Origin of the sequence: Clostridium sp. E02, assembly GCF_003833015.1 — a bacterium.
In the GTDB taxonomy this organism is placed as follows: Bacteria; Bacillota; Clostridia; order Lachnospirales; family Lachnospiraceae; genus Lacrimispora.
Genome location: NZ_RJLQ01000003.1, coordinates 81,256 through 97,765, shown reverse-complemented (window position 1 = coordinate 97,765; position 16,510 = coordinate 81,256). Strand labels below are relative to the sequence as shown.

Below are 16,510 nucleotides of genomic sequence, written 5' to 3'. Positions count from 1 at the left end.
TCATAGGAATGAGGAGGATAATTATGGTAAGAAAAACAGTCACCGTCGAACTTGCATCAGGCTTAGAGGCAAGACCAGTTGCTATGTTGGTACAGCTTGCAAGCCAGTATGAAAGTAACATCTATGTTGAAATCGAATCCAAAAGGGTGAATGCCAAGAGTATTATGGGCATGATGACCCTGGGCCTTGTAGCTGGAGAGCAGATTACGATTACAGCGGATGGTTCCGATGAAGAACAGGCCGTCAGTGAAATCGAGAAATATTTAAGCAATCAGGAATAATGTATAATAAAATACGGTTTTACGAGGCGGACAGCCATTGACAGACAATGGAAGTTCCGCTTCTTTTACTTTCCGCTTTTTTTGATTTATTATGTTCCCGAGCTATGTTATATGGTACAATAGAAGAAATGAGGATAAAAGGAGATACGTACAGATGGCATTTACACATTTACACGTACATACGCAATACAGTCTGTTAGATGGTTCCTGTAAGATCGGAGAACTTGTGTCCCGAGCAAAGGAACTAGGTATGGACAGCATGGCAATTACCGATCATGGTGTGATGTATGGCGTAATTGATTTTTATAGAGCGGCCAATGAGGTTGGGATTAAGCCGATTATCGGGTGTGAAGTGTACGTGACTTCCGGTTCAAGATTTGATAGAGAGATAGTTGGAGGAGAAGATCGATATTATCATCTAGTACTTCTTGCAGAGAACAATCAAGGCTATCAAAATCTAATGAAAATTGTTTCAAAAGGGTTTGTAGAAGGATTTTATTATAAACCCAGGGTCGATTATGAGGTATTGGAAACGTACCATGAGGGCATCATTGCATTAAGTGCCTGCTTGGCAGGAGAAGTATCCCGATACATCGGAAGAGGGCAGTACGAAAAAGGGAAAGAGGCGGCTCTACGCTATCAGAAAATATTTGGACAGGGGAATTTTTATTTAGAACTCCAGGATCATGGGATTCCCATGCAGAATACGGTAAATCAGGGTATGATGCGGTTAAATAGTGAGACAGGCATTCCATTGGTGGCAACCAATGATATTCACTACACCTATGGAGAAGATGCAGCTCCTCACGATATCCTTTTGTGTATACAGACTGGTAAAAAGGTTGCCGATGAGAATCGTATGCGTTATGAAGGGGACCAGTTTTACTGCAAATCAGAGGAAGAAATGAGAACCCTTTTTTCCTATGCAGAAGAGGCCATTGATAACACCCATAAGATTGCGAAGCGATGCAATGTGGAAATCGAATTTGGTGTTACGAAACTTCCCAGTTATGACGTACCACAAGGGTATGATTCCTGGTCGTATTTAAAAAAACTCTGTACGGAAGGGTTTTTAGAACGTTATCCTGATGATGAGGATGGGACATTAAATGAGAGACTGAATTATGAACTTGAAGTCATTCGCTCCATGGGGTATGTGGACTATTTTTTAATTGTTTGGGACTTTATTCACTATGCAAGATCACAGGATATTATTGTAGGTCCAGGGCGTGGTTCTGCAGCGGGAAGTATCGTGTCTTATTGCCTTGGAATCACCAATATAGACCCCATTCGCTATCAACTGCTATTTGAACGTTTTTTAAATCCAGAACGAGTATCCATGCCGGATATTGATATTGATTTCTGTTATGAAAGACGGCAGGAAGTGATCGACTATGTGGTGGAAAAATACGGCAAAGAACAAGTGGTACAGATTGTAACCTTTGGAACACTGGCTGCAAAAGGTGTGGTTCGTGATGTAGGACGAGTTTTGGATATGCCTTATGCACGGTGCGATGCCATTGCCAAGATGATACCTGGAGATCTTGGTATGACATTAGAAAAAGCACTAAAACAAAGCCCTGATTTAAGGAATGCTTATAATGAGGACGATGAGGTTAAATATCTAATAGATATGTCCATGCGTCTGGAGGGGCTGCCAAGACATACTTCTATGCATGCGGCAGGAGTTGTTATAAGCAAGACCTCTGTTGACGAATATGTGCCTTTATCAAGAGCTTCAGACGGTAGCATAACCACTCAGTTTACTATGACAATTCTAGAAGAGCTGGGACTTTTGAAGATGGACTTTCTGGGACTTAGAACCTTAACCGTGATCCAGAATGCAGTACATGGGATAGAGAAAAACAGAGGAATCTCTCTCGACATGGATGCGATTGATTATAATGACAAAAGGGTACTAGATTCAATTGGAACTGGAAAAGATGATGGTGTGTTTCAGCTGGAAAGTTCTGGAATGAAGAGCTTTATGAAAGAATTAAAACCAGAAAGCCTGGAAGATATTATTGCAGGAATATCCCTCTACCGTCCGGGCCCTATGGATTTTATCCCCAAGTATTTAAAAGGCAAAAACGACCGCAGTTCCATTACCTATGAATGCCCTCAGCTCGAACATATCTTAAGTCCCACGCATGGCTGTATTGTATATCAGGAACAAGTAATGCAGATCGTAAGAGATCTGGCTGGATATACCATGGGGCGAAGTGATTTGGTTCGAAGAGCCATGTCAAAGAAGAAAACATCCGTTATGGAAAAAGAAAGGCAGAACTTTGTCTATGGCAATCCCGATGAGGGAGTAGCGGGTTGCATTTCCAACGGGATTGATGAAAAGACTGCAAATCAGATCTACGATGAGATGATTGATTTTGCAAAATATGCATTTAACAAATCCCATGCTGCCGCTTATGCACTGGTGTCCTATCAGACGGCTTATCTAAAATATTATTATCCACAGGAATTTATGGCAGCACTTCTGACTTCTGTTATGGATAATGTGACAAAGGTATCTGAGTATATTTTAAGCTGTAGAAGTATGGGAATCGCGATCCTTCCTCCGGATATCAATGAAGGAGAAAGTGGTTTCTCTGTATCTGGAGATTCCATTCGTTACGGCCTTTCTGCAATTAAAAGCGTGGGAAAATCAGTGGTAGAGATGATTGTTTCAGGGAGAGAACAGGATGGCATTTTTCATGATTTGGAAGATTTTATAACCCGAATGAGCAATAAAGAGGTGAATAAAAGGACACTGGAAAACTTTATTAAGTCAGGGGCTTTGGATACTTTAAAAGGAACCAGAAAACAGAAACTTTTAATTGCTCCGGAGCTTTTAGATCAGAGAAGTAAGGATCAAAAAAATACCTTAGATGGGCAGATGACTTTATTTGACATAGCCGGAGAGGAAGAAAAAAGCCGGTTTCAGATTTCATTTCCAGAGGTGGGAGAGTTTTCAAAAGAAGATATTCTTGCATTTGAGAAAGAAACTCTGGGAATCTATGTCAGCGGTCACCCCATGGAAGCCTATGAGACTACATGGAGAAATCATATAAATGCAGTGTCAGCCGATTTTGTGGTGGATGAGGAGACCCAGGAAACTAAAGTTTTGGACGGTGCTTCCGTTACCATCGGCGGGATTATTACTGGAAAATCAGTCAAAACCACTAGAAACAACAAAATGATGGCATTCCTTACCATAGAAGATCTGACAGGCACAGTGGAGGTCATTGTATTTCCCAAGGATTATGAGCGTAAGAGAGATCTGCTTGTGGAGGATTCTAAGGTATTTATACAAGGGAGAGCTTCCATAGGAGACGATCCGGTGGGGAAGGTGATCTGTGAAGGTGTGATTCCCTTTGATGCAGTTCCCAGAGAAGTTTGGTTGAAATTTCCGGACAAAGCCACCTATGAGGTTGTAGAACGGGAGATTCTTGAAGAACTCAAAGAATCCGAGGGGAGAGATTCGGTCATCATATATCTGGAAAAAGAACGAGCAAAAAAGGTCCTTCCATCGAACTGGAATGTGAATGCGGGAGCAGATCTTATTGAAATTCTAACCAAAAAAATTGGTGAAAAAAATATCAGACTTGTGGAAAAAAAACTTGAAAAGATTGGTAAAATGCATTAAAATACAAATTGTATGGAATGTAAAACTTACAAATACAGTTATCCGTGGATCAGGAGGAAGTTACTATGGCAAATAAAGTGAAGACTATCGGCGTATTAACCAGTGGTGGTGACGCACCTGGAATGAATGCTGCGATTCGTGCTGTTGTGAGAACTGCAATTCATAAGGGATTGGAAGTTAAAGGAATTATGAGGGGATACGCAGGCCTTCTGCAGGAAGAGATCGTAGATATGAGTAGTACCAGTGTATCTGATATTATTCATCGGGGCGGAACAATTCTTTATACTGCAAGATGTCAGGAATTTGTAACAGAAGCAGGGCAGAAGAGAGGGGCAGAGATCTGCAAAAAGCATAACATTGATGGAATTGTAGTGATTGGAGGAGATGGGTCATTCCGTGGAGCTGGTAAACTTTCTTCACTTGGAATTAACACCATTGGACTTCCAGGAACCATTGATTTAGATATTGCCTGTACGGATTACACGATAGGGTTTGATACGGCAGTGAACACGGCTATGGAGGCGATCGATAAGGTACGTGATACCTCAACATCTCATGAACGCTGCAGTATTATTGAAGTTATGGGGCGGAATGCTGGTTACATCGCTCTTTGGTGTGGATTCGCGAATGGGGCAGAGGATGTATTATTACCGGAGCGTTACGATGGAGATGAACAGGCGCTGATCAACCGCATCATTGAGAATAGAAAGCGGGGAAAGAAGCACCATATCATTATCAATGCGGAAGGGATTGGTCATTCCTCGTCTATGGCAAGAAGGATCGAAGCAGCAACTGGCATTGAGACAAGAGCGACCATTCTTGGACATATGCAAAGAGGTGGAGCACCAAGCTGTAAGGACCGTGTGTATGCTTCTATCATGGGTGCACGAGCAGTGGAATTACTTGCGGAAGGCAAAAGCAACCGTGTCGTTGCATATAAGCATGGAGATTATGTTGATTTCGATATTCAGGAAGCACTGGCTATGACCAAAGACATTCCGGAAGATCAGTATCAGATTAGTAAGATGCTTGTAAGATAGGAATCCCACATAGAGAAAGCGCAGCAGCTTTTGATGATTACATCAAAAGCTGCTGCGCATTTTTATTGTATATTTTATTAAAAATTCTCTAACCAGATTTTGACAAGTGGAATCCAACTTTGACACTGGGGGTTCACATATCGTCCGTCATCTCCTGACACTTCTTTATTAGCCAGAGAAAGACCATGGCAGCCTGAAGGGTAAATGTGCATTTCAACGTTGACTCCATGTTCGGTCAAAGCTTCTGCTAATAAATAACTGTTTTTTACTGGTACGGAATCGTCTGTGGATGTATGCCATAGAAAGGTCTTTGGCGTGTGTGGTCCCACCTGGTATTCCATGGAAACCAGGCGGCGCATCGATTCATCCTCTGATTTGGTTCCCAGTAGATTTTTTATCGAACCAGCATGGCAGCACGATCCTGCTGAGACAACGGGATATCCCAATATCATACCATTAGGACAGATCGCTTCTGGTGTCAATCCAAGGGGACCATAGAGAAACTCTTGATTCCAGAAAGCTCCCAGGCTGCAAGCTAGGTGCCCCCCAGCAGAAAAACCGGATACAATGATTTTTTGTGTATCAATCAGCCATTTTGATTCAAGGGAACGAATATAAGAGACCGCCATAGCCAGTTCCATCTGGGAATATGGAAAAACATCAGGTGCCAGACTGTAATGTAGGACAAAAACGTGATATCCCATAGACAGATATTGCATGGCAACAGGTTCACTCTCCCTGTCAGATAAATGACCATATCCCCCACCCGGGCAGATGATGATTGCCGGGCGTCTTCGGTCAGGGGCTATCGTTACTGGATCCAGGACATAAGCAAAAAGTTTTGCGGGAGCAGTTAACTTTTTATGACCAGTCTGTTTTTCTGAAATAAAAATCTCCTGCGTAAACTGCTTCATGATCTGATAATCCTTTCTAAATAAATTTAATTATTCTGCCATAACCTCTTTGATCCCATCAATTAAAGTCTTAGAAGCTTCTTCTGGCATAATTTCTCTAGTGCTTAATTTACCAAAAATTTTATAGTACAAACCATCAGGGTTTGCTTTTAATTGGCTGTTATCAAACTGGGGATCCTGTGTGAATTTGCAATAGTCTAAAACTTTTGCATTCGCTTCCTTAGTCATAGAATCTCCAATATTTTTTTCGTTAAGAACTTTGATTCCAACAAAAGAGCATGGAACCCCTCGTTCTGTAGAACAAATCTCTATGCCTTCTGGATCATTTAATAAAAAATTAACCAGCATAGCAGCTTCTTTGGGATGTTCGGTAGAAGCTTTTATTGCAAAATCCATGGAAACCTTGGTTGAACCTCCCTGGTAATCCCCCAGATTTATGAAATCCCCAATAACAAATTCCTGCCCAGGTTTGTTTACACTGCCTTCTAAAGCTGCTTTTACTTTGGAAACACCGGAATCCCATTCCATAAGACCTGCATATTTCCCATCAATCCACTTTGAGTTCTTATCTAAAGAGTCAGCCATGTCACCACTGATGGTAGCAATGGATGGAATGACATGTTCGTCTTCCAGCCTGTTTATGAATGCCAGACTTTCTTTGATTTCATCTTCGGTATAGTTTAAATTCCCATCTGTAATCCAATCTTTTCCATATTTGCTTTCCAGATAGTACACCATAAAAATAGCACGGTCATATTCACCCAAAGCCAGAGGATAATAGTCGTCACCAAAAGCTTTAAATGCGGCACCAGCAGCTAAAAGAGAAGCCTCATCTGTTGGAATATCACAGCCTATTTCGTCAAAGGTAGTTTTATTCCAGTAAAAAAGGCGTCCGGTTAGAGAAATAGGAATAGCCATTAATTTTCCGTTTACTTCGTTGGCTTTTAATTTGTCTTCTGGGAACTGGCTTAAATTAAGAACATCAGAATACTGATTAAGATCGAGGAAAGAATCGCCACCCCTGCTGTAATCGGTTACCCAGTTAGAGCCCATCTGTAGGATATCAGCACATTCACCGCTTAAAATTCCCAAGGATTGTTTTTCTTCCCAACCGGTCCATGCTCCATATTCGGTATCCACAGTAATATTCGGGTATTTTTCCATAAATGCTTTAACTGCATTTTCTGTTGCCGTATGTCTAGAATCCCCACCCCACCAGGACATTCGAATGGTAACGGGTTCGTCGGACACGGCAGTTGTACTTTTTCCTTCAGTATTCGTATCAGCTTTAGAATCAGGATTGCTCTTTGCACTGCCACAGGCTGTTAAAGACAGGCCCAAAGCGGCTGATAGAGCGATTGCCATAATTTTGGCGATTTTTTTCTTCATAGTTTTTTCCTCTCTTTCTTTGGTTTCCTCTTATGGAAACAGAAACGATTAAAGCAGTCTTGTAAGCGTGTAAGCACTTACATACTTAACTATATTATCATATAGTAAAAAAATAGAAAGGTGAAATATTCATAAAAATTGGAATATTAATTGTAAAAATTAGCTAAAATAAAATAATAAATAAATATAAAATAGAGATTTGTTGTCTGGAAATAGTAAAAACAAATTAATAACAGCGTTGTTGAACAAAATATAATGTACATAATACATAAAAAAATAAACTCGCATTGCAAACCTTTGCAGTGAATAAAAATCAATCGTAATGAAAAAATTAATAGGATAGATGACATGTAAAAAAAAGAATGTTATGATAACTTAAAAACATTTTTTAAATAGGGGGAAATATGGCTGTTACCATAAAAGATATTGCGACCCGTGCTGGAGTTTCTTATTCAATGGTTTCCAGAGCTTTGAGTGGATCAGGCTCCGTAGATCAGAAGAAAAAGGAACGGATTCTGGATATTGCCCGTGCCATGGGATATGTACCAAACCAGGCTGCAGTTTCGTTAAGAAAGTCTAAATCTCATATTATTGGACTTTATTTTTCTATAATCAGTAAGTCCACATCACCCTTTGTTCTTCATAATGTTCTCACAGGGGTATATAGCGTTATTGGAAGCAGGTATCATGTGATTGTGAAAGGAATTGATATGCATGAGCCGGAAACGTTAAATCCAAGCTGTTTTGACGGACTCTTAATTATGTCACAAGGAGATTGGGACGTGGAATTTCTTGAAGAGGCAAGAAAAAAGGGAATCCCTATGGTGGCTATAAGCCGTCGGGTTTCTTTTGACATTCCTGCTGTGATTACAGATGAAAAAGGTGGAATGTCAAAAGCGATGGAGCATCTTTTGGCAAATGGCCACCGCCAAATTGGTGTGATTGAAGGGGGAAAGAACTTAGAGGCAACTAAACTCAGGCATCAGGGTTGGTGGCAGGAAGCATTAAGATGGGGACTAGAACCGAAGCAGTTTCCGATTGAATATGGAAATTATCGCTATAACAGTGGCAGGGCGGCAGCGGGAAGACTTTTAGATAACTATAAGAATTTAACTGCACTGCTGTGTTTTAATGATGAGATGGCATTCGGCGCAAAAAGTGCTGCAAATGAACGGGGATTACAGGTGCCTGGAGACATTTCACTTACAGGATTTGACAACTGGGAACTTTCCGGTTATGCTGATATGAGACTAACCACAGTGGAAAGGAATGCCAGAAAGATTGCTGTGGAGGGAACTAAAATGCTTGTTTCCATCATAGAACAGGGTGGAGTTCCCGATGATGTGTGGCTGGAAAACCGTTTGATAGTAAGACAAAGTGTTAAGAATCTGGAAAGTACATGAAGAGAGGAACATAAGCATGGATTTGATTGAAAAGTATATCAATGAATTAATGGAGAAAAGTACACCTGATTATCCGGTCTGGAACGTTGAAAAGATTCTTCAGGGAGAAAAGTCTGGTTGGAACTATATTGACGGATGTATGATCAAAGCAATTTTAGAGATGTATTCCATAACCAAAGAAAAAAAGTATCTTGATTTTGCAGATACGTTTGTTGATCACCGGGTAAGAGAGGATGGAACCATCGACGGTTATGATGTGGAAGAGTTAAACATTGATAATGTCAATGCAGGGAAAACTCTGTTTGAGCTTTACGATCTGACCGGAAAAGAAAAGTACAGAAAAGCCATTGATCTGGTTTACAGTCAGATTGAAAAGATGCCAAGGACCAAAGAGGGGAATTTCTGGCACAAAAACATTTATCCCAATCAAGTTTGGCTGGATGGCCTTTATATGTGCCAGCCATTTTATATGGAATATGAAAATAGATTTAACAATAAGAAAAATTGCAACGATATTTATCATCAATTTTCCACTGTAGTGAAACATATGCGAGATCCTAAGACCGGGTTATTTTATCACGCATACGATTCTTCTAGAGAGATGTATTGGTGTGATACAAAGACCGGATTATCTCAGAATTTCTGGTTAAGGGCTCTTGGGTGGTTTTCCATGGCATTGCTGGACACGATGGATAAAGCCGATCCATCTGATTCAGTTTTATTAAAACAGATGGAAAGTGATTTTGTAAATCTTATTGATGCCATGCTAGACTTCCAAGATCCATCTGGTATGTGGTATCAGGTGGTGAATTTAGGCGGTATGGATAAAAATTACTTAGAAACTAGTGGCAGCGCGATTTTTTCTTATGCCATCTTAAAGGGAGTTCGATTGGGGTATTTAAAAGAATCTTACGCAGAAGCCGGTAAAAAAGCATTTGAGGGGATTTGTAAAAACTATCTGCACACAGAAGAGGGAAGCATGAGCCTGGGTGGAATTTGTTTGGTTGCTGGACTTGGAGGGAATAACCGGAGAACGGGTACCTTTGATTATTATATGTCTGAACCTATTGTAGCGGATGATGCCAAAGGCGTGGGACCGTTTTTGCTTGCTTACACGGAGATGAAGCGGTGTGGGTTTGAATTTCATAAATAAATAGTAAAAAAAGGCTGCGGAATTCAATCCCGCAGCCTTTTTATCTTAAGCTGTTTTGTGCGTATTTTTTTGGAGAGATGCCTATTTTTTTCGTAAAGGCCTTGAAAAAATTGCTGTAATCATTAAATCCGCACATGCTATAAACCTCATTCACACTGTAACCACCGGATAAGAGCGCTTGTGCTAGTTCAATTCGTCTGGAGGTGATGTAGTGATTGATGGTTGTCCCTGTCCCCTTTTTAAATAGTCTGCAAAGATAGGAGTTACTTAAGTAAAAATGAGCGGCTATCTCACCGATGCTTAACTGAGAATCGATATTGTGATGAATATATGTGATGATATCAGCTACCTTGCTATTAAAATACTGCTTTTGTTCCTTTAATTCGGTACCCGTGGTGGCTTCAACGGTCAGTTTTGTAATAAATACCATAAATTCAGCAAACGCAGAACGTTCCTCAATATCGTGTCCAAATCCTTCCTCCACAGCTAATTTGTTAAAATAATAGGTGAAACGTCGCTGCTGGCCCTGGGGCAAAGAGATTTTGTGAGAAAAGGGTTCCGGCCGATGGGTAAAGCAGTAGGTTAAATCTGTGCTTGGTGTTGAGATGCTTTTTAGATAAGCAGGATCGATAAAAACAGCGTATCTTTCATGGGGGACAGAAGTATCTAACTGTACAACCTGGTGCTTTTCGTGTTGATTGATCATAAAAAGATTGCCAGATTCAATCTTGTAATTTTTTTCACCAATAAAAAAGGTTAATCCACCACTGATTGAAAAATAAAATTCGTAGCAATGGTGACTGTGCATACTTAGAACTCCACTTTCCTTGTGAAGATGTGCAATAGAAAAGTATCGTGTTTCCATACATTGGTCAATTCCGTCAGAATACGTGGTAAGTACTTTCATTTATTGAAATCTCCTTGGCGATTATTACTAAAATAATACCATAGGATGTCATAATTTGCAATGTTTTGTGTGATATTTGAAATGAATTATAAGATAATCGGTGTTATAATAAATAAAAAGCATAGTGTAAGCGCTTACGCAAATAGGAAGAAATTTGTCTAAGAATGCGAAAATACTTACATTGGGCTTTAAGAACTCATTTTGTGAGGGGAAGATAAAAGGAGAGAAAAGATGAAAAAAATCAAACAGTGGACAGCAATGGGGTTAGCAACTGTTATGGCAATGTCCTTAACTGCCTGTGGAGCAGGTAAGAGTGGTACCAGTGAGACAACCACTGCAACAGCAGAGACAACGGCATCAGCAAAAGCAGAGGATGCTTCTGCAGCAGATGATACCACTTCCGGAGAACCGGTAGAACTTAGATTTTCTTGGTGGGGCGGCGATAGCAGACATGCAGCGACAGAAGAAGCAATCAAGGCATTTGAAGCAAAATATCCTAACATTACAGTCACTCCAGAGTATGGCGCATGGACTGGATGGGAAGAGAAACAGTCTTTAAATATCTTAGGTGGTAACTCAGCAGATGTGATGCAGGTCAACTGGAACTGGATTGAATCTTACAGTCAGGGCGGAACTTCATTTGCCAATTTGGAAGATTATTCAAGTGTTCTTGATTTGACACAGTTTACACCAGAGAGTCTGGACCTTTGCAAAGTAGATAGTAAATTAATGGCAGTACCGATTTCTTTAACCGGACGTCTGTTCTACTGGAACAAGACCGCATTTGAAGAAGTTGGATGTGATTTGCCTACCGATTTGGATTCACTTTATGCGGCAGGAGCTGCATTTAAGGCAAAAGATCCTGATATGTATCCATTGGCACTTGGCCAGTATGACCGTATGATCTTAATGGTATATTACTTAGAGTCCAAATATGGAAAAGAATGGGTTCAGGGTGGTGCAGTTAATTACACAGAAGACGAAGTAAAAGAGGGAATGGAATTCATTACCAGTCTGGAAGAAAAACATGTCATTCCTACCATGGCTACTCTTGATGGGGATATGGCTGATTCTGTGGATAAAAACGCAAAATGGATTGATGGAAAATACGCTGGTATTTTTGAATGGGATTCTTCTGCTTCCAAGTTTAAAAAAGCACTGGAAGGCAGCGTGAACAAACCCGGTCAGGAATTTGTTGTTGGCGATTTCATTAAGATGGGAGACCATAACGGTGGATTTACAAAGATTTCCATGGCATTTGCAGTATCTGCAACTTCCGAACATCCAAAAGAAGCAGCTATGTTAATCAACTTCCTTTTAAATGATGAAGAAGGGGTAAAAATCTGCTCCACACAAAGAGGAATTCCTTGTTCTACAGAAGGATTAAAGATTCTTCAGGACAATGACCTTGGGGATCCACTTACCATTGAAGCGAATAAGAAGGTTATGAATTACAGCCAGTTTACTTTGGATAGTAAATTTGAACACAATGACTTAAAAGCAAACCCAGATGGCGTATATTATAAAGTGTTTGGTAAATTAAGCGCAGGTGATATTGATGCTGCCGAAGCTGCAAAAGAGCTGATTAAGGGAATTACAGATACACTTGAAAGCTAATTTAGTCAAGAAATAGCAATGGATATTTATTTCATACGAGCCGCCATTATCTTATGGCGGCTCCCATAAAGAAAAGGGCAGACGAAGGTCATGGAAGGTATAAATGAGACAATGAACCCATACCAGTTGGTGGGAGCGATCCAGATGTATGAAGCGACTGGTGAACAGGGTTATAAAGAGTTTGTTATCTCTCAGCTAAGCAGCTGGAAAAACCCGGAGGGGTCTTTTGCATGTCTGCCGGAGCAAGATTATTTGGCTTATTTTTTTGCATTAGAACAAACAGGTGAGGAAGAATATCGGAATAAAATAGAAGCAATCATGCTTTCTAGTAAGTGGACGTTGGAACTCATGCCATTTGTCGCGAAATATGAGACAAACTATCGTAGAAAAGAACATTATTGTGAAATCGCAGCTATGTTTCGGAAAAATCATTCGTTTACGGGGAAAGAACTGGTGGCTTTGATCGAGACAATCGGTCAGATGTCAGAGGAGATTTATGAATATTATAGAGAATTAAGAGATTTATTTCAGGCAGTTATGAAAGAAAAATTAAAAAAACTCCAGGATTCTTCTGAACGATTGGAACTTGGTTATTCAATCCTTAGAGCATGCAATTTAGGCGTACTTCAAACGGAGAAATACATGGATTTTGGGGAACTAGCATGGAAAATGATCGCGGGGAACAACAAAGGTAGATGCGCAGGCTTGCAGGAAATGTTCCAGGCGCAGCATATAATACAAACAAAACAGGAGGTATGAACAGTATGAAGTCAAAAGGAATTCATAAGTTCCTGGCAGAAAATGCAGGGTTCTTTTTCGTCTTACCGTGGCTGATTGGATTTATTCTTTTTAAAATTTATCCGTTTGCTTCTTCTTTGTACTATAGCTTTACGAATTATGATTTGTTTAATGGGATTACCAAAACAGGAATGTTAAACTATCATAAGATATTTACAGATTCTGATATCATAAAAGCTTTTTATGTAACTTTTAAATATGCAATTTTTGATGTGCCGTTAAAGTTGGTATTTGCGTTATTTATAGCATATATTTTGAATTTTAAATTAAAAGGAGTCAATTTCTTCAGAACGGCTTACTATATTCCATCAATTTTAGGAGGATCCATTGCGATCGCTATTTTGTGGAGAGCTGTATTTAATACAGATGGTCTAATCAATACCGTGGTTGAATTTTTCGGTGGGGAAAAAATCAACTGGATGGCATCAAGTAATGGGGCAATGGCAGTTATCGTTCTTTTAAGAGTATGGCAATTTGGTTCTGCTATGGTTATTTTCCTTGCGGCTTTAAAGGGAGTATCAGAGGATTTGTATGAGGCAGCCTCCATTGACGGAGCTGGAAAATGGACCCAGTTCTTTAAAATCACGGTTCCGTTAATTACGCCAGTTATATTCTATAATCTGATCACTCAGCTTTGTCAGGCATTCCAGGAATTTAATGGACCTTTCCTTGTAACAAAGGGTGGCCCCAACGGATCAACTACTTTGATTTCAATTCTAATTTACAACAATGCATTTTTACGTCACAAAATGGGTATGGCAAGTGCACAGGCGTGGATTTTATTCCTGATCGTCATGACCTTTACGGCAGTCGCATTTGTAAGTCAGAAAAAGTGGGTCTACTATTCAGATGAGGACGGGAGGTAATTGACATGACGAAAGAATTCAAAAGTAAAATAAGCACTTGGATCCGATATACATTACTCATTCTTGTTGGGTTAATCATGGTTTATCCGCTTATCTGGATGGTAGGCGCTACGTTTAAGACGAACTCAGAAATCTTTACCAGCGCATGGTTTTGGCCAAAAAATCCGGTAATGGATGGGTATGAGAATGCTTTTGTTGATTATGGTGGTAAGATTAATCTAATCAAATCTATTTTAAATACGTATAAGATTGTAGTACCAAAAGTACTGTTCACTGTATTTTCTGCAACCATTACTGCTTACGGTTTTGGGCGGTTTGAATTCAAGGGGAAAGGGATTTTGTTTTCTCTCATGATTTCCACTCTGTTCTTACCACAGGTTGTTTTGAACGCACCTCAGTACATCATGTTCAATCAGTGGGGGTGGACGAATTCTTATCTTCCGTTAATTATCCCATCCCTGTTTGCAGGTGATACCTATTTCCTTTTCATGCTGGTACAATTTTTAAGAGGAGTGCCAAAAGAACTGGAGGAAGCAGCCAGGATAGATGGTTGTAATTCAATTAAGACATTGTGGTACGTGATTGTCCCTATGTTAAAACCATCCCTGGTTTCGGTTGCGCTGTTCCAGTTTATGTGGACGTCCAATGACTTTATGGGACCACTTATTTATATCTCTGACATGCCAAAATATACAAACTCTATTTATTTACGTCTGTCGATGGATGGAGATGTAGGCTTTCAGTGGAACCGAATTCTTGCCATGTCTCTGATTTCCATTATTCCATCCCTGATTGTATTCTTCTGTGCACAGGAAGCATTTATAGATGGAATCGCAGCAGGAGGAGTGAAAGGTTAAATGAATTATAAAGGCGCAGGATCCAATGTCTGCGCTTTTTTCTATAAAGAAATACGAAAACTTCACAGACGAGGATGATAGCATATGGAATTAAATGTTGTTTTTAAGACAGCACGCTCTGTTACCATTGAAACAATCACGGAGCAGATTTATGAGTTTGATACTCCGGGTAACATTCGAGTGAATGGAGAAAATTACGGAGATACAAAACAGGTTGTATTTACATTATTTGACTTGAAACCGGATATGAATTATACTATCACTCTGGAAAGAGATGGAGAAAAGGCTTTGGTAAGCTTCCATACAGAGTACGAGTTTGTAACATTAAATGTGAAAAAGATTGGTGCAATAGGAGATGGGATTCAGGATGATACTACGTTTATTCAGGCTGCGATTATGGCATGTCCTGCAGATGGACGGGTTCTGATTCCCAAAGGGAACTACCGGATCACCAGTTTGTTTTTGAAAAGTCATATTAAGATGGAACTGGCAAAAGGGGCTATACTGATTGCAGATACTGATCGGTATCGATATCCCAGATTCCCGGGAATGATTGAAAGCTATGATGAAACGGATGATTACAATCTTGGCACCTGGGAAGGGAACCCTCTCCCTATGTTTGCTGGTATTATAACTGGAATTGAAATAGAAGATGTTGTGATCTATGGAAGAGGAACGATGGATGGACAGGCTTCCTTCGATAACTGGTGGGATAATGTACGGGAGATGAAGGGGGCGTTTCGACCCAGAATGGTCTTCTTAGAACGCTGTAAAAATATAACTCTGCAAGGGTTTACTTTAAAAAACAGTCCCACTTGGGTTCTTCATCCTTATTTTAGTCAGGATTTAAAATTTCTTCAATTAAAAATTGAAAATCCCTCCGATTCTCCCAATACGGATGGTTTGGATCCGGAATCTTGTAAGAATGTGGAGATACTGGGAGTTCATTTTTCGCTTGGAGATGACTGCATTGCCATCAAATCCGGAAAGATTTATATGGGGAAACGATATCAGACACCGTCGGAGAATATTGCGATCCGCCAATGTCTGATGGAAAATGGACATGGGGCCGTTACCATCGGAAGTGAGGTGGGAGCGGGAGTTAAGAATATCCATGTAAAACGATGTCTTTTCCGCCATACGGATCGGGGCTTAAGGATCAAGACCAGAAGAGGTAGAGGAGAAGATTCCGTGCTTACAGAGATCTATTTTGACCACATCCATATGGATCATGTCATGACACCATTTGTTGTCAATGGGTTTTATTTCTGTGATCCAGACGGAAAGTCTGATTATGTGCAATGCAAAGATGCGCTTCCCGTGGATGAAAGAACTCCAGTCATTGGAACCTTTTATTTTACCAATATAAAAGCAGAAAACTGTCATGTGGCAGCAAGTTTTCTTTATGGACTTCCAGAAAAAAAAATAAAACACATAGAATTTAAGAATGTGGAACTTTCATTTGCGAAAGAGGCAAAGGAAGGGACACCTGCTATGTTAAATGGAGTGGGGGAATGTAAGAAAAAAGGGTTTATGATTCGCAACGTGGAAACCTTAGTCTGTGACAATGTTACGATTACAGGAGCAGAAGGAGAAGCGTTTGAACTTAATAACATTGATCATTATGAGATAAAATAAAGGAGAA

At 40.0% G+C, this 16,510-nt stretch carries 13 protein-coding genes; 10 read left to right on the top strand and 3 right to left on the bottom strand.

From position 1 onward, the window contains the following. Nucleotides 1-23 precede the first annotated feature (23 nt). The 3 genes from EFT72_RS02815 to pfkA all read left to right on the top strand — a co-directional run bounded on the left by EFT72_RS02815 (nucleotide 24) and on the right by pfkA (nucleotide 4,961). Nucleotides 24-281 (top strand): HPr family phosphocarrier protein, encoded by a 258-nt coding sequence (locus tag EFT72_RS02815; protein ID WP_124065391.1) that lies wholly within the window; start codon nucleotides 24-26, stop codon nucleotides 279-281. A 154-nt stretch (nucleotides 282-435) separates the two neighbouring features. Beyond that, a complete protein-coding gene (locus EFT72_RS02810) occupies nucleotides 436-3,921 on the top strand; it encodes a DNA polymerase III subunit alpha (RefSeq protein ID WP_124065389.1) in 3,486 nt (1,161 codons plus the stop codon). A gap of 65 nt (nucleotides 3,922-3,986) precedes the next feature. Then, nucleotides 3,987-4,961: a 6-phosphofructokinase gene (gene pfkA, locus EFT72_RS02805; protein ID WP_124065387.1), complete on the top strand. Its 975-nt coding sequence runs from the start codon at nucleotides 3,987-3,989 to the stop codon at nucleotides 4,959-4,961. 77 nt (nucleotides 4,962-5,038) lie between these two features. Here the strand turns inward: pfkA and EFT72_RS02800 are convergent, their stop codons facing one another. Beyond that, entirely contained in the window at nucleotides 5,039-5,875 is an 837-nt protein-coding gene (locus EFT72_RS02800; RefSeq protein ID WP_124065385.1) for an alpha/beta hydrolase, read from the bottom strand. Nucleotides 5,876-5,905: 30 nt separating this feature from the next. Then, nucleotides 5,906-7,264, bottom strand: a complete 1,359-nt coding sequence (locus EFT72_RS02795) for an ABC transporter substrate-binding protein (RefSeq protein WP_124065384.1) — start codon at nucleotides 7,262-7,264, stop codon at nucleotides 5,906-5,908. 404 nt (nucleotides 7,265-7,668) lie between these two features. Here EFT72_RS02795 and EFT72_RS02790 point away from each other — a divergent pair, with 404 nt between their 5' ends. Then, nucleotides 7,669-8,667, top strand: a complete 999-nt coding sequence (locus EFT72_RS02790) for a LacI family DNA-binding transcriptional regulator (protein ID WP_124065383.1) — start codon at nucleotides 7,669-7,671, stop codon at nucleotides 8,665-8,667. 16 nt (nucleotides 8,668-8,683) lie between these two features. Beyond that, the gene (locus EFT72_RS02785; RefSeq protein WP_124065382.1) at nucleotides 8,684-9,820 is read left to right on the top strand and encodes a glycoside hydrolase family 88 protein; all 1,137 of its coding nucleotides are present in this window, start codon (nucleotides 8,684-8,686) and stop codon (nucleotides 9,818-9,820) included. A gap of 40 nt (nucleotides 9,821-9,860) precedes the next feature. Here the strand turns inward: EFT72_RS02785 and EFT72_RS02780 are convergent, their stop codons facing one another. Continuing rightward, entirely contained in the window at nucleotides 9,861-10,727 is an 867-nt protein-coding gene (locus tag EFT72_RS02780; protein ID WP_124065381.1) for an AraC family transcriptional regulator, read from the bottom strand. A gap of 231 nt (nucleotides 10,728-10,958) precedes the next feature. On the opposite strand from EFT72_RS02780, the gene EFT72_RS02775 reads away from it, so the two are divergent. The 5 genes from EFT72_RS02775 to EFT72_RS02755 all read left to right on the top strand — a co-directional run bounded on the left by EFT72_RS02775 (nucleotide 10,959) and on the right by EFT72_RS02755 (nucleotide 16,503). Continuing rightward, entirely contained in the window at nucleotides 10,959-12,344 is a 1,386-nt protein-coding gene (locus tag EFT72_RS02775) for an ABC transporter substrate-binding protein (protein ID WP_124065380.1), read from the top strand. A gap of 90 nt (nucleotides 12,345-12,434) precedes the next feature. Continuing rightward, nucleotides 12,435-13,103 (top strand): hypothetical protein, encoded by a 669-nt coding sequence (locus EFT72_RS02770; RefSeq protein WP_124065379.1) that lies wholly within the window; start codon nucleotides 12,435-12,437, stop codon nucleotides 13,101-13,103. Nucleotides 13,104-13,108: 5 nt separating this feature from the next. Further along, entirely contained in the window at nucleotides 13,109-14,008 is a 900-nt protein-coding gene (locus tag EFT72_RS02765; protein WP_124065378.1) for a sugar ABC transporter permease, read from the top strand. 5 nt (nucleotides 14,009-14,013) lie between these two features. Continuing rightward, entirely contained in the window at nucleotides 14,014-14,865 is an 852-nt protein-coding gene (locus EFT72_RS02760; protein WP_124065377.1) for a carbohydrate ABC transporter permease, read from the top strand. An 84-nt stretch (nucleotides 14,866-14,949) separates the two neighbouring features. Then, complete coding sequence (locus EFT72_RS02755; protein ID WP_124065376.1) at nucleotides 14,950-16,503, top strand: glycoside hydrolase family 28 protein; 1,554 nt, start codon at nucleotides 14,950-14,952, stop codon at nucleotides 16,501-16,503. The last annotated feature ends 7 nt before the right edge of the window (nucleotides 16,504-16,510 follow it).